Below are 17,290 nucleotides of genomic sequence, written 5' to 3' on the forward strand. Positions count from 1 at the left end.
CCCCCGGACCCCCCGGGATATTTTTGAAACAGAGAAGGGATAGAGCGTGCCGCGTGCGCTTGTCCTTTTCGCACATCCCTGCCCCGAGAGTTTCTCGGCGGCGCTCCATGGCTGCGTTGTGGAGCGGCTGGCACGGTCGGGGTGGGAGGTCGATGATTGCGACCTCAACGCCGAGGGGTTCTCGCCCGTGCTGACCGAAGCGGAGCGGCGCGGCTATCATGAGGTGGGGGCGAACATAGCCCCGGTGGCAAGCTATGTGGAGCGGCTGCGCGCCGCCGATGCGCTGGTGATGGTGTTCCCGGTCTGGAACTTCGGCTACCCCGCGATCCTGAAGGGGTTCCTTGACCGGGTCTTTCTACCCGGAGTGTCCTTCCGGCTGGAGGATGGAAAGGTGAAGCCGAACCTCACGCATATCCGCAAGCTGGCCGCGGTCACGACTTATGGCGGAACGCGCATGCGAGCGATGCTTGTGGGCGACCCGCCGCGCAAGTCGGTGACGCGCGCGGTCTGGCACGTCTGCCGTCCGGAAAAGATGAAGTATCTGGCGCTCTATGACATGAACCGCGCCGATGACGCAGCACGGGCGGGGTTCCTCGCCCGTGTGGCCCGTGAGATGGAGGCCTTCTGATGCGGGCGCTTGTCGTCTATTGCCACCCGCGCCGGGGCAGTTTCACGCAGGCCGTCCGCGATGTCGTTCTGGAGAAGCTGGCCACGGCAGGAGCCGAGGTGCGGCTGCGCGATCTCTATGCCGAGGGGTTCGATCCCGTGCTGTCCGCACACGAACATGAAGGCTACGAGGACGAGGCCACAAACAGGGCGTCCGTGGCATCGCATGTGGAGGATTTGCAATGGTGCGACACGCTGATCTTTGTCTATCCGACCTGGTGGTATGGGTTGCCCGCGATGATCAAGGGCTGGCTTGACCGCGTGCTGTTGCCGGGCGTGGCCTTCGTGATGCCCGATGCCCAGAATGCCAACATCCGCCCGGGCCTGACGCAGATCACGCGTTTGGGGGTGTTCACCACCTGCGGGGCAAGCTGGTGGCTGACCCGGCTGATCGGGGCGCCAGGGCGGCGAACCTTGATCCGGGGCGTGCGCCTGATCTGCGCCAAGGGGTGCAAGACCGTCTTTGCCGCGCATTATCTGATGGACAGTTCCACCGAAGCAAGCCGGGCGCAGCACCTTGTGCGAGTGGCGGCACGGATGAACCGGCTGATCGGCACAAGCCCGCGCGCGAAGGCGGCCGTGGCATGATCCCGGTGCTGGATTTCAAGCGGTTCTCCGGTGGCACCGACCGCGCGGGCTTTGTTGCCGACCTTGGGACGGCGGCACGGGGACCAGGGTTCTTCCTTTTGACGGGCCACGGGATCGACCCGGACCTGCAGGCGCGGGTCCTTGAACAGGCCGACGCGTTCTTTTCCCTGCCGATGGCGCAAAAACAGAAAATCTCCATCCTCAACACACCGCATTATCGGGGCTGGGCCCATGACGGGCTGGAAAGTCTGGACGAGACAAGCGGCGTGAAGGATCGCAAGGAGAGCTTCAATATCGGCCTCGATCTGCCGGCCGACGATCCGCGGGTTTTGGCGGGGGCACCGTTTCGGGGCGTGAACCAGTGGCCCGACTTGCCCGGGTTCCGCGAAACGATGCTGGCCTATTACGATGCGGCGCTGGACCTGGGCGTGCGGTTGAGCCGAGCGATCGCGCTCGATCTTGGCCTGCCGGAGGATCATTTCGATGACCTGTTCCACGATCCCTTGGCTGCGTTGCGGGTGCTGCATTATCCGCCCGCAACCGGGGCTTTGGGCGAGATCGGGGCGGGGGCGCATTCGGATTACGGGGTGATCACCTTGTTGATGACCGATGGCGAACCGGGGTTGCAGGTGAGGACGCGCGGCGGCGACTGGATGGATGTGCCGCATGTGGCGGGGGCCTATGTCGTGAATATCGGCGACTGCCTGATGCGCTGGACCAATGACATCTATGTCTCCACCCCGCACAGGGTCTTGCCGCCACGGCGTCAACGACGGTCGGTGGCGATGTTCGTCGAGGCGAACCCCGATGTGGTCGTCGCCGCATTGCCCGGCACGGGGGTGCCGAAATACCCGCCGATCCGCGCCGCCGATTACCTGCAATCGCGGCTGGATGCGACCTATAACGAGCCGGTCAAGGGCGGCGCCGTCTAGGGCACAGGCTCAGGTCTGGCGGGCCACGCCCGCAGGCGGCAAGATCATCCCGTCGAATTCCACGCTGTCCGGCCCATGGTTGAACACGAAGCGTGTCGCGCCCGCCTGCCGCAGACGGATGTCGGGCGGCAGGTCCAGCGTTGCGATACCCGCCTCGGCGCAGGCCCTGAGCAGAAGGTGGCGCAAGAAATCGGCATCGGGCCAGCCGCCCAGATAGGTGACATGGCCGTCGCGCATGCTGACCGGGTGGCCGGCGGCGTCGCGGTCCATGACCTTGGCGGTTCCCTCCAGCGTTTCTTGCCAAAGAACGACATGGCCTGCGCCCTCCATCGGGACGGGCATGTCCCGCCGCAACGTCTCGACCCGCGACACGGTCACGTCGAGACCGGGAAACGCGGGCGGCAGCGGCAGAGGAATGGACAGGGTTCGGGTCTTGGCATTGCTGCGCGGACCAAGCAGGACCTGCGCGTCGGTGTCTTGCAGCGCCTGTTTCAACGCATCGGATAGGGTGATGAGGCCGGGCACAAGAACCAGCCCGTAGCCATCAAGGCGCGCGGTATCGGGCGGCACGATGTCGATGGAAAGGCCCAGCTTGCGCAGCCCGCGATAGACCTCGAACACAAGCCTGAAATAATCACAACCCTGCCCTTGCGGCTGCACCGCCCAGGCCCAGGCCGAGGCGTAGTCGAAGACCAGCGCGACCGGGGCCTGTGCGATTTCGACCTGCGGGGCGGCGCGCAGCTCTCGCGCGACCTCGGCCGCCTCGTGGAACCCCTCGGCCTCCACGCTGTCGGGGCGCAAGAGGCCTGCATGATATTGCTCCTGCGCAAAGGGTGCCTGCCGCCAACGGAAATAGCTGACGCATTCCGCGCCATGGGCAAAGGCCTCCCATGTCCAGAGGCGGACCATACCGGGCAAGGGCGCCGGGTTGTGCGGGGCCCAGTTCACCGGGCCGGGCTGTTGTTCCATGACCCACCAGCGCGCAGTTTCGTGATCGGGGAACCGGGCCGCCACTGCGCGGTAAAGGTCATGGTGAAACGCCTGGAAATCCGGATCGCCCTGCCGGGCATAGTGGCGCTTGAACTCGGCCGTTTCCTCCAGCCGATCCTCAAGGAACCCCAGCGGATAGCTGTCCCAAGTCGCTATCTCCATCTGGGCCCCAAGCGCGAAATGGTCGAATTCGACGATCCGGCCCATGTAGTTGTGGCTGATCGGCGCGTCGGAATGGGCGCGTATGGCCGCCACCTGCGCCGCGTTGAACCGCGCCACTTGGTCCGAAGAAAACCGCCGGAAATCCAGCGCATGGGATGGGTTGGGTTCTGTCACGGTCAGGTTCGGCAGGTCGATCTGGTCGAAGCTGTCATAGTCCATCGACCAGAACACATTGCCCCAAGCCCGGTTCAACGCCTCGGGCGACTGGTATGTCTGCGCCAGCCAATCACGGAAGGCGCGGCGGGCGGCCTCGGAATGGCTCAGGATCGTGTCGTGGCAGCCATACTCGTTGTCGGTTTGCCAAGCCTCCACCTTGCGTCCGAACCGCTCCGCCAGAAGTGTCGTGATCCGCACCGCCTCGGACCGATAGCCGTCATGCGAAAAGCAGTAGTGGCGGCGCGACCCGAAGCCGCGCGGGCGCCCATGTGCATCCACGGCCAGCATGTCGGGATGCCGGTCGAGCATCCAGCGCGGCGGCGTGGCCGTGGGCGTGCCCAGCACGACCTTGAGACCGGCACCATGCAAAATGTCGATCGCGCGCTCCATCCAGTCGAAGCGAAGATCGCCGTGGCTGGGTTCCAGCCGCGACCATGCGAATTCGCCGATCCTGACCCATGTCAAGCCAAGGTCCGCCATGCGGGTGGCATCCTCGGACCAGATCGCTTCGGGCCAATGCTCGGGGTAGTAGCAGGTGCCAAGCGTGCGGTGCAGGGTCACAAGATCACCCTGTGCTCAAGCTGCCCACGCCAATCCGTTTCGATCACCAGCGTCTGGCCCGACAGGGGGGTAGCGTCCATTGCATCACCCGGAAGGCCTTGCCGGGCGGATGTGACGTAAAGGACGGACAGATCCGACCCGCCAAAGGCCGGGCAGGTCGGTTGCGGCACAGGCAATGTAATTTCTTCTACAAGATTTCCGTCGTGGTCGTACCGTGCCACCCGCGACCCGCCCCATTCGGCCACAATCAGGTGGCCGGCTGCATCCACCACCGCGCCATCGGGGTTGATGCCGCTGTCGCGGTGATCAAGAAACACCTCCCACTGCGCCACAGGCCAGCCGTCGGTATCGAGCGCCACGCGCCAGACCAGATGCGCGGCGGTATCAGCGAAATAAGCGATCCGGCCATCGGGCGCGAAACAGGTCGCGTTGGGGATCGTGATGTCGTCACGCAGGCGGCGCAATTCGCCCCGCCAGTAGCGATAGAGGCTGCCTGCCCGCGCCTCGGCATTCTTGCCCATCGTGCCGATCCAAAACCCGCCCATCGGATCTGCGCGGCCATCATTCGACCGCGTGGCGGGCTTGTCGGCCTCCAGAGCCACCAACCGGTCGGATTGGCCCGTAGCCAGCGAAAAGCGGATCAGATCTGTCTCGGTCGCGATCAGAAGCGTATCATCATCGACCCATCCAGCGGCAGACACATGGCGGTCGAAATCCCACGCGCGCGGCCCGTCCGAGTCGCGCGTCATCAGGCGCTTTCCCATGATGTCGAACCAGAACAGGTGTTCACGAGCAGGATGCCACAACGGCCCTTCACCCAGAATGCACGGGCGGTCGTCGTGGACGGCCACGCTCATGCCGCGACCCCTTTGGTTGCATCATCCCATGCCGCCACCATACGGCGGGCCCGGGTGCCGACCTCATCCGCCGACAGCCCCGGCCTGTAGAGCGAGGAGCCAAGGCCAAAGCCGCTCGCCCCCGCCTTGAGCCAATCGTCAAAAGCCTCGGGGCCGACACCGCCCACCATGTAAAGCTGCGCTGCCTTGGGCAAGACCGCGCGAATGGCCACCAACCCCTCGATCCCCATCTGAAAGGCCGGAAAGATCTTGAGTCCGTCACACCGCGCCTTGAGGGCGGCGAAACATTCCGATGGGGTCAGCACGCCGGGAAAACTGAGCAGTGCAAGGCGCTTGGTCTCGGCCACAACCTCGGCGTCAAAATTGGGCGAGACGATCAGTCGCCCGCCAGCTTCGGCAACCTCGCGCACGGCCTCAGAGGTCAGAACCGTCCCCGCCCCGATCAGCGCATGATGGCCCATGTGGTCGGCCATCAGTCGGATGCTGTCGAGCGGGCGGGGGGAATTGAGCGGCACCTCGATCCGCGTGATACCGGCCGTGACCAGCGCCTCGGCGACCGGCAAAGCCTCGTCCGGGGTCAGGCCGCGCAGGATGGCGATCAGGTTGCGGTCTTGTGTCATGTCGGGCTTGGCTCTTTCTGGGTCATGCGAATGCGGGCTAGGCCCGCGAGTGTCAGGGAGGCGGCATCCATCGCGCGGGCCGTCGTACCCTGTGTGGCCAGCGCGCGGGCGTAAAGATCGGCCAGCGCAGGCGCGCCCGCGACCACGATCTGCTGGCCCAGCCAATAGGGGCGCGTCGCCGCCAATTCTGCCCCGATCAGAGCACCTGACAGCCGGGCACGCGCAACGGCTGCACCAGTGCCGTTCAGCGTGGCATCCGCCCGGATCGAAAACAACCGCTGCGCCAGCCGTTCCGGCCGCGACAGGGTGTCGGACACGGCGTCTGCAAAGCTGTCGGCATTCAGCGCCTCACCCGCCACCGAATGGCGCAGGACGCTGTGGTTGGACAACAGATCGAACATTTCGCCGGTCATGCAGGTCTGGAAACTGACGACCTCGCCCGCACTCAGATGCACCCATTTCGTATGGGTGCCGGGCAGGCACAGGATGCCGTCGAAACTGGTTTCGCGCGCCAGAAACCCCGCGATCTGGGTTTCCTCGCCGCGCATCACGTCGGGGGGATTGGCTTGGCTCAGGCCCGGCACAATCGACAAAGACAAGCGCGCGTCGTTCACGGCAGTTGCGCGCATCGGCATCATTTCGGCGGGTTTTGCGGGGATGCGCATATAGGGCGCTTCCTGCCAGCCCTGTTTCGCTCCAACCATGCCGCAGGCCAGCACAGGGGTCGGCCCGGCGCCCAGCCAATCCTCTACAAGATCGAGAAGCGCCGGTTCGAACTTGTCCCGCGCCAGCCCGCCCATGCCCTTGGCCGATACCGCCTCGGCACGGATCATCCCATCCGCCCCGATCGCCCAAGCCCGCAGATGCGTGGTGCCCCAGTCGACCGCAATCCAGTCGGCATATGTCGCGCTGCCACTCATCCCGTCGTCACCACGCCCCCGTCGATCACCATCGCCTGACCGGTCATCGATTTCGACGCCCGCGAGGCGAGAAACAGCATCCCCCCCACGATATCTTCGGGAACCAGATGTTCCTTGAGGCACATTTTGTCCAGATGCGCCGCCAGATCCTCGGGTTTGGCCCACATGTCGAGCTGCTTTTGCGTCAGCACCCAGCCCGGCATCAGCGCGTTGACCCGGATACGGTCGGGCCCGAATTCGCGCGCAAGGCTGCGGGTCATCGCCGTGATCGCGCCATTGGCGGTCGTATAGGCCGGATAGCCCGCATTCCCCATCATGTAGGAGATCGACGAGACATTGATGATCGCCCCACCGCCCGCCGCGCGCATGCCGGGGATCACGGCCTGACAGGCGAAGAAATAGCATTTCAGGTTGATGGCCTGCATCCAGTCCCAGAAGTCTTCCGTCACCTCTTCGGTCGTGTGCCGCTTGTCGTTGGCGGCATTGTTGACCAGCACGGTAACTGGCCCGTTGACCTCCGCCGCCTGGGCCAGCGACGCCTGCAGGGCCGGCGTGTCGGTGATGTCGCAGCGCATCGCATGGGGCCGCCGCCCGGTCGCCGCCTCCATCGTGTCGCAAAACGGCGTGGCATCGGATCGCTGAACAAAGGCCACTTTTGCACCCTGTCGCAAGAACCCCTCGGTCAACGCGGCGCCAATGCCAGACCCGCCGCCGGTGATGAAAACGGATTGCCCGTCGAGATCGGGAAAGATCGGGGTCATGCGGCCCTCCGGTTGCGCGCAAAGGCAGGGAGCATGTCGCCATGCGCCACCAAAAGGTCCGTCACAAGGCTGCGGATCTGGCGTAGATCAAGTTCGGCGGCGGTATGCGGGTCCAAGTAGGCGGCGTGATAGACGTGATCGAGGTTCTCCTCGACCAGCGCGCGCACCACCAGTTCCTGCACGTTGATCTGGCTGCGCATCAGGGCCACCAGTTGCGGCGGAATATCGGTGACGACGCTGGGCTGCACGCCATTGCCATCGACCAGCGCAGGCGTTTCCACCGCCGCGCCCATCGGCAGTTGCGGGATCTGCCCCCGGTTGGGCAGGTTGGCGTAGGCGACATAAGGGGTGTCGGTCACAACCGCATTCATCATCTCGGCGGCGAATTCATGGGATTTCTTCACCTCGATCCCTGTTGCCGCCTCCAACGACTTGGCCTGCGCGGCCCATTCCGCCATCTGGATCTCGCAGCGCGCGGGATATTCATCCAGTGGGATACCCATCGCGGCGATGATGTCCTCGCGCCCGTCCTTGATGAACCAAGGCACGTATTCGGCAAGATGTTCGGAGCTTTCGGTGCAGAAATAGCCCAAGTGCTCCATCACCTCGTACCGCACCTTGTTGCTGCAATGGGGCCGCTGCAAGGGCGTTTTGGGCAGCCGCCCGGTCCGGTAGCCCTCGCGCAGCAATGGGTAAAGATCGCGCCCCTGTTGCTCCAGCCGCAAGAAAAAGGCCACATGGTTGACCCCCGCCACCCGGTAGCGGATGTCATCACTCGGCACGTCGAGGTCATGGGCGATTTCCTCGACCGTATTCTGAACCGAATGGCACAACCCTGCCTGTCGCAGACGCGGGAACCGCTCGGCCAGGGCCATGGTGTTGATCGCCATGGGATTCACATATTGCAGCAGGGTCGCATCGGGGCAAAGCCGCGCCATGTCCTCGGCCACGGCCCAGAGATGCGGCACCGTCCGCAACCCCCGCATGATGCCCCCCACGCCCAGCGTGTCGGCAATGGTCTGGCGCAGGCCATACTGTTTGGGAATGTCGAAATCGATCACGGTCGACGGACGATAACCGCCGATCTGAAAGGCCGTCACCACGAAATCCGCCCCATCCAGCGCGCTTGCGCGGTCGGTTGTGGCCTCGACGCTTGCCCCGGTGCCCATCGTGGCGATCATCTTTTCCGCCACCATGCGGGACTCGGCCAGCCGCTGCGGGTCGATGTCCATCAGCGCGATCCGCGCGTCCCGCAGCGCCGGGAAATGCAGCATGTCGCCCACGATGTTCTTCATGAAGATCGTGGACCCGGCACCGATGAAGGCCAGCTTCACACTCATTTGACAGCCCCCAGCGTCAGCCCCGCGATGAAGTGGCGCTGCATCAGGAAAAAGATCGCCACCGGCGGGATCGCCGCCACGATGCTGCCCGCGCTCATCAGGTGGTATTGGGCCACGAATTGCGAATTGAACGACGTGATGCCCGCCGTCACAGGCTGCGCACCGGGGCCTTGGGTCAGCACCAGTGCCCAGAAGTAATCGTTCCAGATGAAGGTGAAGATCAGCACACTGAGCGCCGCGATGGCGGGCCGCATCAGGGGCAGCACCACGAACCAGAAGATCCTCCATTCCGCCACGCCCTCGACGCGGGCGGCCTCGATCAGCTCATAGGGAAGCGCCCGGATGAAGTTGCGCATGAACAGCGTGCAGAACCCGGTCTGGAACGCGATGTGGAACAGGACAAGGCCCAGTTTCGTGTCGTAAAGCCCCATGCTCACCGTCAGGTCGCGCACCGGCACCATCAGGATCTGAAAAGGCACGAAATTGCCCGCGATGAACATGAAGAAGATCAGCAGGTTGCCCCGGAACCGGTATATGCCCAGCGCAAAGCCCGTCATGCACGACAGCGCAACCGCGCCGATCACCGTGGGCACCGTGATCAAGACGGAATTCAGCAGGTAGCGAGGCATGTCGCTCTCGAAAAACACGCGCCCGTAATTGGTGAACAACTCGAAGCTGGACGGCACGCCCCAGTAATTCCCCGCCCCGAAATCCGAAAACGGCCGGATGGAAAACAGCATCACCGCGATCAGCGGCAAGAGCCAAAGGATCAAGGCGACAGGCAGCAGCGACTGGTAGGTGATCTGCGCCGCGCGCGACCGCTTTTCGATGGGCGTGGGAAACATCGCTACCCCCTCAGCCGTGCCGCGCGGCGCGTTCGTCGCGCCACATCTGCCACAGGAAATACGCGATGAAGACCAGCATGATCCCGAACAGCACCACCGCGATGGCCGAGCCATAGCCCATGCGGAATCCGTACTCGCCCAGCGCCTGCTCGAACATGTAGAAGGACAGCACCCGCGTCGACCCGAACGGTCCGCCGTTGGTCATGATCGAGATCAGGTCAAAAGACCGCAGCGCTCCGATGATCGTGACGACAAAGGCGATGAAGGTTGCGGGCTTGAGCTGGGGCAAGATCACATACCACAGCATCTTCCACCCCTTTGCGCCATCGAGCCGCCCGGCTTCCACCTGCTCGGGATCGACCGCATTCAGACCTGTAAGGTACAAGATCATGCAATAGGCCGTCTGCGGCCAGAGACCCGCGGCGATGATGCCATAGGTGGCGAGGTCGGGATTGCCGAGAATATTGACCGTGCCAAGACCGAAAAACTGCAGCGCGGCGTTCAGCAGCCCTTCGCGCGGCAGATAGAACCAGCTGAAGACCAGCCCCACGACGACCTGGCTCAGCACGAAGGGAAAGAAGAACAGTGATTTGTACAGGCGGATGCCCGTCACCGTCTGGTTCAGGAACAGCGCGATGAACAGGCCCAGCGGAATGGCCAGCAGATACAGCACCAGCCAGCGCAAGTTGTTCCAAAGCGAAATCTCGAAATTCCGGTCGGTGGCCAGCTCGCGGTAATTGTCCAGGCCGATGAAACGTGCCTCTCCCAGCCCGTCCCAGCGGTAGAGCGAGATGTTGAAGCTCTGGAAAATCGGGCTGATGACATAGACAAGGAAGAACAGCAGCCCCGGCAGCAGGAACAGGATCGGCGTCACCGTCATTCGGTTGCGCTGCATCCATGTCGCCTCAAGGCGCGGCTGGTGCAGGGGTGTGGCGGGTGCTGTCATCTCCGGCGCTCCGGTCGGGCATGGGTGTGCCCGCGCCCGGAACAGGGCGCGGGCCAATCTTGTATGAGATCAATAGACGCGCTGGCGCGCCGCCTCGAGCCGATCGAGAATATCGTCGAGGCGATCGGGGAAGACCATGAATTCCTGCAGGCCTTCCATGCCCACCGACGCCATTTCCGCCGGCCAGTCGCGGTCGAAGAACTGTGCGATTCCGCCCGTGGCGTTCTGGCTCAGCATCTCGAAGCCCTGCTGGATGAACTCGTCGTCCGCGACCGAGGCGTTGGCGTTCACCGGCAGTTGCCCCAGTCCCTCGGGTCCATTGATGCGCGTCTGCACCTCGGCTGACGTCACGAACTGGAGGAAGGCGCGCGCCGCCTCAACGTTCTGCGCGCCTGCGGCGACATGGAACGTGTCGGTCGGAGCGTCCTCGCCCATGGCGGTAACTTCGGGGTTGATCATCGGGAACTGGTAGAAGTCGAGTTGGTCGTCGGTCAGCCCGCCACTGCGCATCAGGTCAACGGCGAAGTTGCCCATCAGGTAGGCGGTGGCCTCGCCATTGATCATGAGGGGCAGCGCCTCTTGCCAGTCATAGGTCTGGTGGTCGGGGATGAAGCCGCCCATGTCGATCAGCTGCCGCCAGTTGGCAAAGGTCGCGCGTACACGGTCATCAGTCCACGGCACCTCGCCCCGGGCGAGCGCCATGTGGAAATCGAACCCGTTGGTGCGCATGTTGAGATAGTCGAACCAGCCGCCCGCCGGCCACAGAAACCGGCTGCCGATGGCGTAGCAATGGCGGCCGCTGTCGATGATGATCTGGCAGTTGGCGAGCTCCTGTTCCCAGGTCTCGGGTTCCGACAGGCCGAGCTCGTTGAAGATGTCCTCGCGGTAGTAAACACCCCACTGGTAGTATGTATAGGGCACACCCCAGACGCGGTCGTTCTGGGTCAGCGCGCCGCGCACGGACTCAAGACCCGCGAAATCGCCGGCATCCCACCACTCGGTGATGTCCATGAACAGTCCGGCATTGACAAAGGGCGCCATGCGGTTCGCGGCATACCAGTTCACCACATCGGGCGGGTTGGCCGACAGCGCGTTGCGGATCTGGGTCTTCCAAGCCTCGCGATCAACGACCGTCAGGTTCACGGTGAGGTTAGGGTGCATCTCGTCGAACTCGGCGGCGAGACCCTCCATGACCGCGCGGGGCGCGGGGTCCGACATGTCCGAGATGATCCGCAGCGTGCCCGAAAGATCCTGCGCAAATGCGGAGCCGGCAATAATGGTGGTGACCGCCAGCGCTGCGGCGCCGGTCTTGAAAATGGATCGCATGGTGTCCTCCCTGGTGATCCTTGAGGGTCGTTCAGTTTCATTATGTGAAACTTGGTTTCTTATGTTGAAATCCTACGCCGAGTCAGCCTAGGTTTGTCAACAGCAAACCCGCGACGGGGATCGTGGGCACGGGAGGGACGGACAGATGACGGAACGCGGCCAGGGCGACGGCACGGTCGCCAAGGCATTGGCGGTGATGGACGAGGTGGCGGGCTTTGGCCGCCCGGTGCGGTTTTCCGAATTGCTTGATCGCTCGCCCTATCCAAAGGCCACGCTCTACCGATTCGTGCAGGTCCTGACAAAACAGGGGATGCTGCATTTCGATCCCGACCGGCAGACCTATGCGCCGGGGCTGCGGTTGGTGCGTCTGGCCCATGCGGCTTGGCAGACCTCGGCGCTCGCCCCTATCGCGCGGCGTCATGTCGACGCTCTGTCGGACGCCGTGGGCGAAACCGTTCATCTCGCGCAGCTCGACGGTGCGCAGGTGCTCTATGTCGACAAGCGCAACGCCCGCCAGCCGATCGAGATGTTTTCGGCCGCGGGCAAGGTGGGCCCCGCCTATTGCACCGGCGTGGGCAAGGCGATGCTGGCCTTCTTGCCAGAGGCGGATCTGGCCCGCGCCATCGCCCAGCAAAGCTTTCACCGCTTCACCGACCACACCTACACAACCGAAGCCGCGCTGCGGTCCGAGCTTGCCGCTATCCACGCCCGGGGCTTCGCCTATGACCGCGAGGAACACGAGCCGGGGATCATCTGCATAGCCCACCCGATCCTGACCCGCGGCGGCCGGGTTCTGGGCGCGATGTCGGTCACCTCCACAACCGCCCGCGAAACGCTGGAAGGGCTTGACCGCCATCTGCCACGCATCCGGGCGGCGGCCGAGGCCATCGCCGCGGAGGCGCAGGATTGGCGCTTTCCCGACGCGGCAGAATGAGACGGGGAGGGTAACAGCCGATGTCAGGTCTGCAACTGCAACAGGTGACCAAGCGCTACGGCGCGACACAGGTGATCCACGGGGTCGACCTGACCATCGAGGATGGGGAATTCTGCGTCTTTGTCGGCCCCTCGGGCTGCGGAAAATCAACGCTCCTGCGCATGGTCGCGGGGCTGGAGGACACGAGCGAAGGCCAGATCCGTATCGGCACCCGCGACGTGACCCGCCTCGACCCGGCCGAACGGGGCGTCGCCATGGTGTTCCAGACCTATGCGCTTTATCCGCACATGACGGTCGAGGAAAACATGGGCTTTGGCCTCAAGATGACCGGCCACACCCGCGCCGAGGTCAAGGCCAAGGTCGACGAGGCCGCCCGCGTCCTGAAATTGGGCCCCTACCTCGACCGCAAGCCCAAGGCGCTGTCGGGCGGGCAGCGCCAGCGCGTCGCCATCGGGCGGGCCATCGTGCGCGGGCCCGAGGTGTTCTTGTTCGATGAACCGCTGTCGAACCTCGACGCCGAATTGCGGGTGGAAATGCGGGTGGAAATCGCCCGCCTGCATCAGGAGATCGGCGCGACGATGATCTATGTCACCCATGATCAGGTCGAGGCGATGACGCTCGCCGACAAGATCGTGGTGCTGCGCGCGGGCCGCATCGAACAGGTCGGCGCCCCCCTCGATCTCTACAACGATCCCGACAACCTGTTCGTCGCGGGCTTCATCGGCAGCCCGGCGATGAATTTCTTCGACGGCAACGCGGGTGAAGGCGGCGTGCATGTCCCCGGCCTTGGCGATGTCACCCTGCCCGCCCCACGCAGCGCAGGGACCAAAGTTACCGTCGGCCTGCGCCCCAACCACATCGCGCTGACTGATGGTGACAGCCATGTGGTGGAGTTGAGCGAGCAACTGGGCGGCGTCAGCTACCACTACCTCAAGGGCCCAGACGACCGGAAACTGATCGTCGAGGCGCATGACCAGCGCGCCCCCAGACCCGGCACCCGCGTGGGCTTGGGCTTTGACCCGGCCAAGGCGTATTTCTTCGACGGCGGCAACGGCCTGCGGCTTCGGTAGGGGGGCCATCCTACACCGGCAACGCCGTCGTCTTGAACACCGTCTTCAGCGCGAAGCTTGACTGCATCTGCGCCACCCCCGGCAACCGCGCCAGATGCTGGCGGTGGATGCGGGCGAAATCCTCGCTGTCGCGGGCGACAACCTTGAGCAGGTAATCCGCCGTCCCCGCCATCAGGTGACATTCCAGCACATCGGGAACCCGCGCCACTGCCTTCTCAAAGGCGTCGAGGATCTCGTCCGACTGCCCCTGCAGCTTGATCTCCACGAAAACCGTCGTCACCCGCTCCACCGCGCGCGGGTTCAAAAGCGCGACATAATCCCGGATCACCCCCGCCTGTTCCAGCCGCTGCACCCGCCGGTGACAGGCCGAGGGCGACAGGTTCACCCGCTCCGACAGCTCAGCATGGGTCATACGCCCGTGCCGCTGCAGCACCCGCAGAATGGCACGGTCCATGTCGTCAAGCACAGTATCGGCGCGAAAGTCTTGCATCAAACGCCCTCGAACCGGGAAAATCCTGCGCTCCAATGCCGGAACCTGCGGAAAAGATCAAAGCAATTTCACCGTGTAAGGCGCATCATGCCGCCACAAGGAACAGGAGGATACCCCATGCTGATCGGCTGCCCGAAAGAGATCAAACCGCAGGAATTCCGCGTCGGCCTGACGCCCGCCGCCACGCGCGAGGCTGTGACGCGCGGCCATGCCGTCATCGTGGAAACCGGCGCCGGGATCGGCGCGGGCTTCGATGACGCCGCCTACACCAGCGCCGGCGCACAGATCGTCGACACCGCCGCCGATATCTTTGCCCGCGCCGACATGGTGGTCAAGGTCAAGGAACCCCAGGCGGTCGAGCGCAAGCAGCTTCGCCGCGGCCAGATCCTGTTCACCTACCTCCACCTCGCCCCTGACCCCGACCAGACGCGCGACCTGCTGGCCTCGGGTGTCACCGCGATCGCCTACGAGACGGTGACGGATGCCCGCGGCACCCTGCCGCTCCTCGCGCCGATGTCCGAGGTGGCGGGCCGCCTTGCCCCGCAGGTCGGCGCATGGGCGCTGCAAAAGGCCAATGGTGGGCGCGGCGTGCTGATGGGCGGCGTGCCCGGTGTGCGCCCCGCCGACGTGGTCATCATCGGTGGCGGGGTCGTGGGCACGGCCGCCGCACGGGTCGCCGCCGGGATGGGCGCGAATGTTACCGTCATGGATCGCTCGGTGTCGCGCCTTTCCTACCTCGACGACATCTTCATGGGCCGCCTGACCACCGAATACGCCAGCGCCGAAGCCACCGCAGAGCGCGTCGCTCAGGCCGACATGGTGATCGGCGCGGTCCTCATCCCCGGCGCCGCCGCGCCCAAGCTGGTGACGCGCGCGCAGCTGAAAACCATGAAACCCGGCGCCGTGATCGTGGACGTCGCCATTGACCAGGGCGGCTGCTTCGAGACCTCGCGTGCCACCACCCATCAAGATCCGATCTATGACGTCGATGGCATCGTGCACTATTGCGTCGCCAACATGCCCGGCGCCGTCGCGCGCAGCGCCACCATCGCGCTGGGCAACGCCACCATGCCCTACATGATCGCACTGGCGAACAAGGGCTGGAAAAAGGCGTGCCGCGACGACGCGGGCCTGATGGCAGGGCTCAACACCCATGATGGTCAGCTGACCAATGCCGCCGTGGCCGAGGCGCTCGGGCTCGACGCGATCACCCCGACGATGGCGACAGCGGCCTGAAACGGAACAGGGCCGCCCCGATGGGCGGCCCTGCCCTGCGACACGCCAGCGATCAGCCGCGCTTCAGCGCGTCGCGGATCTCCAACAGCACTTCCAGCTCGGTCGGGCCCGCAGGCACGGCCTCGGCGGCGGCTTCTTCCTTCTTGATGGCGGCGTCCTTGATCCGGTTCACCATCTTCACCAGCATGAAGACGACGAAGGCAATGATCAGGAAATTGATCACGGCCATCACGAACTTGCCGATGGCGAAGACCGGCGCACCGGCATCGATGGCGGCGGTCAGCGAGGGGTAGGTTTCCCCGTTCAGCGCATAGAACCAGCCCGAAAAGTCGATCCCGCCGGTCAGCAGCGCGATGATCGGGTTGATCAGGTCGCCCACCATGGAGCTGACGATCGCGGTGAAGGCCGCCCCGATGATGATGCCCACGGCCATGTCGACGACATTTCCGCGCGCGATGAAATCCTTGAACTCGTTGATCATGTTGGTCGTTCCACCCTGCCGTGACTAAGACTGCGCCCGGCCCGACCGCTACAGGATCGCACAGCCGATGGCGCAGCGCTCAACAGAGCGCAGCCTCGATTCCCGCGCAAGAGATTGTAGGTTCAGGCGAAAGAGTCATGCGCGCAAAGGGTTTCCCATGCCACACCTCGCCGATTTCCCGATCACCGCCCGCTGGCCCGCCACCGACCCTGCGGTGATCCAGCTCTATTCTTTCCCCACGCCCAATGGCGTCAAGGTCTCCATCGCGCTCGAGGAACAGGGCCTGCCCTATGAGGCGCATCGCGTCACCTTGTCGGACGCCGATGTGCGCAGCGCCGAATTCCTGTCGCTCAACCCCAACAACAAGATCCCCGCCCTGATCGACCCGAACGGACCGGGTGGCGCCCCCATCGCGCTATGGGAGAGCGGCGCGATCTTGATCTATCTGGGGGAAAAGACCGGGCAGCTGATGGGCCGGACGGCCACCGACAAGTATCAGGTCCTCAAATGGCTGATGTTCCAGATGGGCGGGGTCGGGCCGATGTTCGGGCAGCTGGGCTATTTCCACAAATTCGCGGGCGCCCAGATCGAAGACCCCCGCCCGCGCGAGCGTTACGTGACCGAGGTCAAGCGCCTGCTGGCCGTGATAGAGGGCGCGCTGCAGGGGCAGGATTGGATCGCGGGCGAGTATTCCATCGCCGACATCGCGCTGGCACCCTGGCTGCGCGGTCTTGATTTCTACGGCGTCAAGGACCTTGTCGGTTGGCACGACCTGCCCAACTGCAACGCCTATCTCGACCGCTTCCTCGCCCGGCCCGCCGTGCAAAAGGGCCTCGTCACGCCGCCACGCGACGGCTGAGGGGCGTCAGGGCAGCGTGCCGGTCTGAACGTAGCGCAGGATGTGCGCCACCTGCACCGGCTGGTCGCACACGGCCAGCGCAGCGGCATGCACCTCTTTCAACGCGTGCTGCTGGTCGGGCAGGCTGACCACGATCAGGGGCTTGCCCAAGGCGGCGGCATAGCCCGCGTCGAAGGCCGCGTTCCACTGCCGGTATTTCTCGCCGAAGCGCACGACGACGATATCGGCGGACTCGATCCCGTGGCGGGTGCGGATGGCGTTCAGTTTCGCGCCCTTGTGGTCGTGCCAGAATTTGTCGGGCTCGGCCCCGAGAATGGCCACACCGCAATCATCGCTGGCGGCATGATCCGTGACCGGAGCGGTAAAACTCACATCCAGCCCATGGCAGGCCTCGGCGATCTCGTCGCGCCAGTCGGTGTGGATTTCACCCGACAGGTAAACGGTCAGCATGATGTCTCCTTTCACACTCAAGGTTGACTGAATTTTCGCA

General features: G+C 64.5%; 19 protein-coding genes. 7 read left to right on the plus strand and 12 right to left on the minus strand.

All coding sequences use genetic code 11. From position 1 onward, the window contains the following. Positions 1-46: 46 nt before the first annotated feature. The 3 genes from C7455_RS05220 to C7455_RS05230 are packed head-to-tail and all read left to right on the plus strand — an operon-like array spanning position 47 to position 2,186. On the plus strand, positions 47-628 hold the full coding sequence (locus C7455_RS05220) for an NAD(P)H-dependent oxidoreductase (protein ID WP_109666285.1): 582 nt from the start codon (positions 47-49) through the stop codon (positions 626-628). After that, positions 628-1,254 carry an NAD(P)H-dependent oxidoreductase gene (locus C7455_RS05225; RefSeq protein WP_109666286.1) on the plus strand — a complete coding sequence of 209 codons (627 nt, stop codon included), beginning with the start codon at positions 628-630 and terminating at the stop codon, positions 1,252-1,254. Before C7455_RS05220 ends, C7455_RS05225 begins: the two co-directional genes overlap by 1 nt. Further along, a complete protein-coding gene (locus C7455_RS05230) occupies positions 1,251-2,186 on the plus strand; it encodes an isopenicillin N synthase family dioxygenase (RefSeq protein ID WP_109666288.1) in 936 nt (311 codons plus the stop codon). Before C7455_RS05225 ends, C7455_RS05230 begins: the two co-directional genes overlap by 4 nt. Positions 2,187-2,195: 9 nt before the next feature. On the opposite strand, the gene C7455_RS05235 is transcribed toward C7455_RS05230, so the two are convergent. The 9 genes from C7455_RS05235 to C7455_RS05275 all read right to left on the minus strand — a co-directional run bounded on the left by C7455_RS05235 (position 2,196) and on the right by C7455_RS05275 (position 11,730). Further along, positions 2,196-4,109 carry a beta-galactosidase gene (locus tag C7455_RS05235; protein ID WP_109666814.1) on the minus strand — a complete coding sequence of 638 codons (1,914 nt, stop codon included), beginning with the start codon at positions 4,107-4,109 and terminating at the stop codon, positions 2,196-2,198. A 2-nt stretch (positions 4,110-4,111) separates the two neighbouring features. Beyond that, a complete protein-coding gene (locus tag C7455_RS05240; RefSeq protein WP_109666289.1) occupies positions 4,112-4,972 on the minus strand; it encodes an SMP-30/gluconolactonase/LRE family protein in 861 nt (286 codons plus the stop codon). Further along, the gene (locus C7455_RS05245) at positions 4,969-5,592 is read right to left on the minus strand and encodes a 2-dehydro-3-deoxy-6-phosphogalactonate aldolase (RefSeq protein WP_109666290.1); all 624 of its coding nucleotides are present in this window, start codon (positions 5,590-5,592) and stop codon (positions 4,969-4,971) included. The genes C7455_RS05240 and C7455_RS05245 overlap by 4 nt, the downstream gene beginning before the upstream one ends. Next, positions 5,589-6,512 (minus strand): 2-dehydro-3-deoxygalactonokinase, encoded by a 924-nt coding sequence (locus C7455_RS05250; RefSeq protein ID WP_109666292.1) that lies wholly within the window; start codon positions 6,510-6,512, stop codon positions 5,589-5,591. The genes C7455_RS05245 and C7455_RS05250 overlap by 4 nt, the downstream gene beginning before the upstream one ends. Further along, positions 6,509-7,273, minus strand: coding sequence for an SDR family NAD(P)-dependent oxidoreductase (locus C7455_RS05255; protein WP_109666293.1), 765 nt, complete (start codon positions 7,271-7,273; stop codon positions 6,509-6,511). The genes C7455_RS05250 and C7455_RS05255 overlap by 4 nt, the downstream gene beginning before the upstream one ends. Next, entirely contained in the window at positions 7,270-8,613 is a 1,344-nt protein-coding gene (gene melA / locus C7455_RS05260; RefSeq protein ID WP_109666295.1) for an alpha-glucosidase/alpha-galactosidase, read from the minus strand. The genes C7455_RS05255 and melA overlap by 4 nt, the downstream gene beginning before the upstream one ends. Beyond that, positions 8,610-9,458 (minus strand): carbohydrate ABC transporter permease, encoded by an 849-nt coding sequence (locus C7455_RS05265; protein WP_109666297.1) that lies wholly within the window; start codon positions 9,456-9,458, stop codon positions 8,610-8,612. Before C7455_RS05265 ends, melA begins: the two co-directional genes overlap by 4 nt. A gap of 10 nt (positions 9,459-9,468) precedes the next feature. Further along, complete coding sequence (locus tag C7455_RS05270; RefSeq protein WP_109666298.1) at positions 9,469-10,404, minus strand: carbohydrate ABC transporter permease; 936 nt, start codon at positions 10,402-10,404, stop codon at positions 9,469-9,471. Between the two features lie 69 nt (positions 10,405-10,473). Then, positions 10,474-11,730 carry an ABC transporter substrate-binding protein gene (locus C7455_RS05275; protein WP_109666300.1) on the minus strand — a complete coding sequence of 419 codons (1,257 nt, stop codon included), beginning with the start codon at positions 11,728-11,730 and terminating at the stop codon, positions 10,474-10,476. 145 nt (positions 11,731-11,875) lie between these two features. Between C7455_RS05275 and C7455_RS05280 the strand changes: the two genes are divergently transcribed. Further along, the gene (locus C7455_RS05280) at positions 11,876-12,664 is read left to right on the plus strand and encodes an IclR family transcriptional regulator (protein ID WP_109666301.1); all 789 of its coding nucleotides are present in this window, start codon (positions 11,876-11,878) and stop codon (positions 12,662-12,664) included. 20 nt (positions 12,665-12,684) lie between these two features. Continuing rightward, on the plus strand, positions 12,685-13,734 hold the full coding sequence (locus tag C7455_RS05285; RefSeq protein ID WP_109666303.1) for an ABC transporter ATP-binding protein: 1,050 nt from the start codon (positions 12,685-12,687) through the stop codon (positions 13,732-13,734). A gap of 10 nt (positions 13,735-13,744) precedes the next feature. Here C7455_RS05285 and C7455_RS05290 read toward each other — a convergent pair whose 3' ends face one another. Continuing rightward, positions 13,745-14,224, minus strand: a complete 480-nt coding sequence (locus C7455_RS05290) for an Lrp/AsnC family transcriptional regulator (protein WP_109666305.1) — start codon at positions 14,222-14,224, stop codon at positions 13,745-13,747. Between the two features lie 117 nt (positions 14,225-14,341). Between C7455_RS05290 and ald the strand changes: the two genes are divergently transcribed. Then, positions 14,342-15,460 (plus strand): alanine dehydrogenase, encoded by a 1,119-nt coding sequence (gene ald / locus C7455_RS05295; protein ID WP_109666307.1) that lies wholly within the window; start codon positions 14,342-14,344, stop codon positions 15,458-15,460. A gap of 52 nt (positions 15,461-15,512) precedes the next feature. Here ald and mscL read toward each other — a convergent pair whose 3' ends face one another. After that, the gene (mscL, locus tag C7455_RS05300; RefSeq protein ID WP_109666309.1) at positions 15,513-15,941 is read right to left on the minus strand and encodes a large conductance mechanosensitive channel protein MscL; all 429 of its coding nucleotides are present in this window, start codon (positions 15,939-15,941) and stop codon (positions 15,513-15,515) included. Between the two features lie 157 nt (positions 15,942-16,098). Between mscL and C7455_RS05305 the strand changes: the two genes are divergently transcribed. Beyond that, a complete protein-coding gene (locus C7455_RS05305; RefSeq protein ID WP_109666311.1) occupies positions 16,099-16,800 on the plus strand; it encodes a glutathione S-transferase family protein in 702 nt (233 codons plus the stop codon). A gap of 6 nt (positions 16,801-16,806) precedes the next feature. On the opposite strand, the gene C7455_RS05310 is transcribed toward C7455_RS05305, so the two are convergent. Beyond that, on the minus strand, positions 16,807-17,253 hold the full coding sequence (locus C7455_RS05310) for a YtoQ family protein (protein WP_109666815.1): 447 nt from the start codon (positions 17,251-17,253) through the stop codon (positions 16,807-16,809). Between the last annotated feature and the right edge of the window lie 37 nt (positions 17,254-17,290).

Origin of the sequence: Roseicyclus mahoneyensis, from assembly GCF_003148775.1 — a bacterium.
Taxonomy (GTDB): domain Bacteria; phylum Pseudomonadota; class Alphaproteobacteria; order Rhodobacterales; family Rhodobacteraceae; genus Roseicyclus; species Roseicyclus mahoneyensis.

Excerpts from the sequence above, each read along its gene's own strand:
- C7455_RS05225 (WP_109666286.1), top strand. The coding sequence starts at position 628 with ATGCGGGCGCTTGTCGTCTATTGCCACCCGCGCCGGGGCAGTTTCACG.
- C7455_RS05230 (WP_109666288.1), top strand. The coding sequence starts at position 1,251 with ATGATCCCGGTGCTGGATTTCAAGCGGTTCTCCGGTGGCACCGACCGC.
- C7455_RS05240 (WP_109666289.1), bottom strand. The coding sequence starts at position 4,972 with ATGAGCGTGGCCGTCCACGACGACCGCCCGTGCATTCTGGGTGAAGGG.
- C7455_RS05245 (WP_109666290.1), bottom strand. The coding sequence starts at position 5,592 with ATGACACAAGACCGCAACCTGATCGCCATCCTGCGCGGCCTGACCCCG.
- C7455_RS05250 (WP_109666292.1), bottom strand. The coding sequence starts at position 6,512 with ATGAGTGGCAGCGCGACATATGCCGACTGGATTGCGGTCGACTGGGGC.
- C7455_RS05255 (WP_109666293.1), bottom strand. The coding sequence starts at position 7,273 with ATGACCCCGATCTTTCCCGATCTCGACGGGCAATCCGTTTTCATCACC.
- melA (WP_109666295.1), bottom strand. The coding sequence starts at position 8,613 with ATGAGTGTGAAGCTGGCCTTCATCGGTGCCGGGTCCACGATCTTCATG.
- C7455_RS05265 (WP_109666297.1), bottom strand. The coding sequence starts at position 9,458 with ATGTTTCCCACGCCCATCGAAAAGCGGTCGCGCGCGGCGCAGATCACC.
- C7455_RS05270 (WP_109666298.1), bottom strand. The coding sequence starts at position 10,404 with ATGACAGCACCCGCCACACCCCTGCACCAGCCGCGCCTTGAGGCGACA.
- C7455_RS05275 (WP_109666300.1), bottom strand. The coding sequence starts at position 11,730 with ATGCGATCCATTTTCAAGACCGGCGCCGCAGCGCTGGCGGTCACCACC.
- C7455_RS05280 (WP_109666301.1), top strand. The coding sequence starts at position 11,876 with ATGACGGAACGCGGCCAGGGCGACGGCACGGTCGCCAAGGCATTGGCG.
- C7455_RS05285 (WP_109666303.1), top strand. The coding sequence starts at position 12,685 with ATGTCAGGTCTGCAACTGCAACAGGTGACCAAGCGCTACGGCGCGACA.
- C7455_RS05290 (WP_109666305.1), bottom strand. The coding sequence starts at position 14,224 with ATGCAAGACTTTCGCGCCGATACTGTGCTTGACGACATGGACCGTGCC.
- ald (WP_109666307.1), top strand. The coding sequence starts at position 14,342 with ATGCTGATCGGCTGCCCGAAAGAGATCAAACCGCAGGAATTCCGCGTC.
- mscL (WP_109666309.1), bottom strand. The coding sequence starts at position 15,941 with ATGATCAACGAGTTCAAGGATTTCATCGCGCGCGGAAATGTCGTCGAC.
- C7455_RS05305 (WP_109666311.1), top strand. The coding sequence starts at position 16,099 with ATGCCACACCTCGCCGATTTCCCGATCACCGCCCGCTGGCCCGCCACC.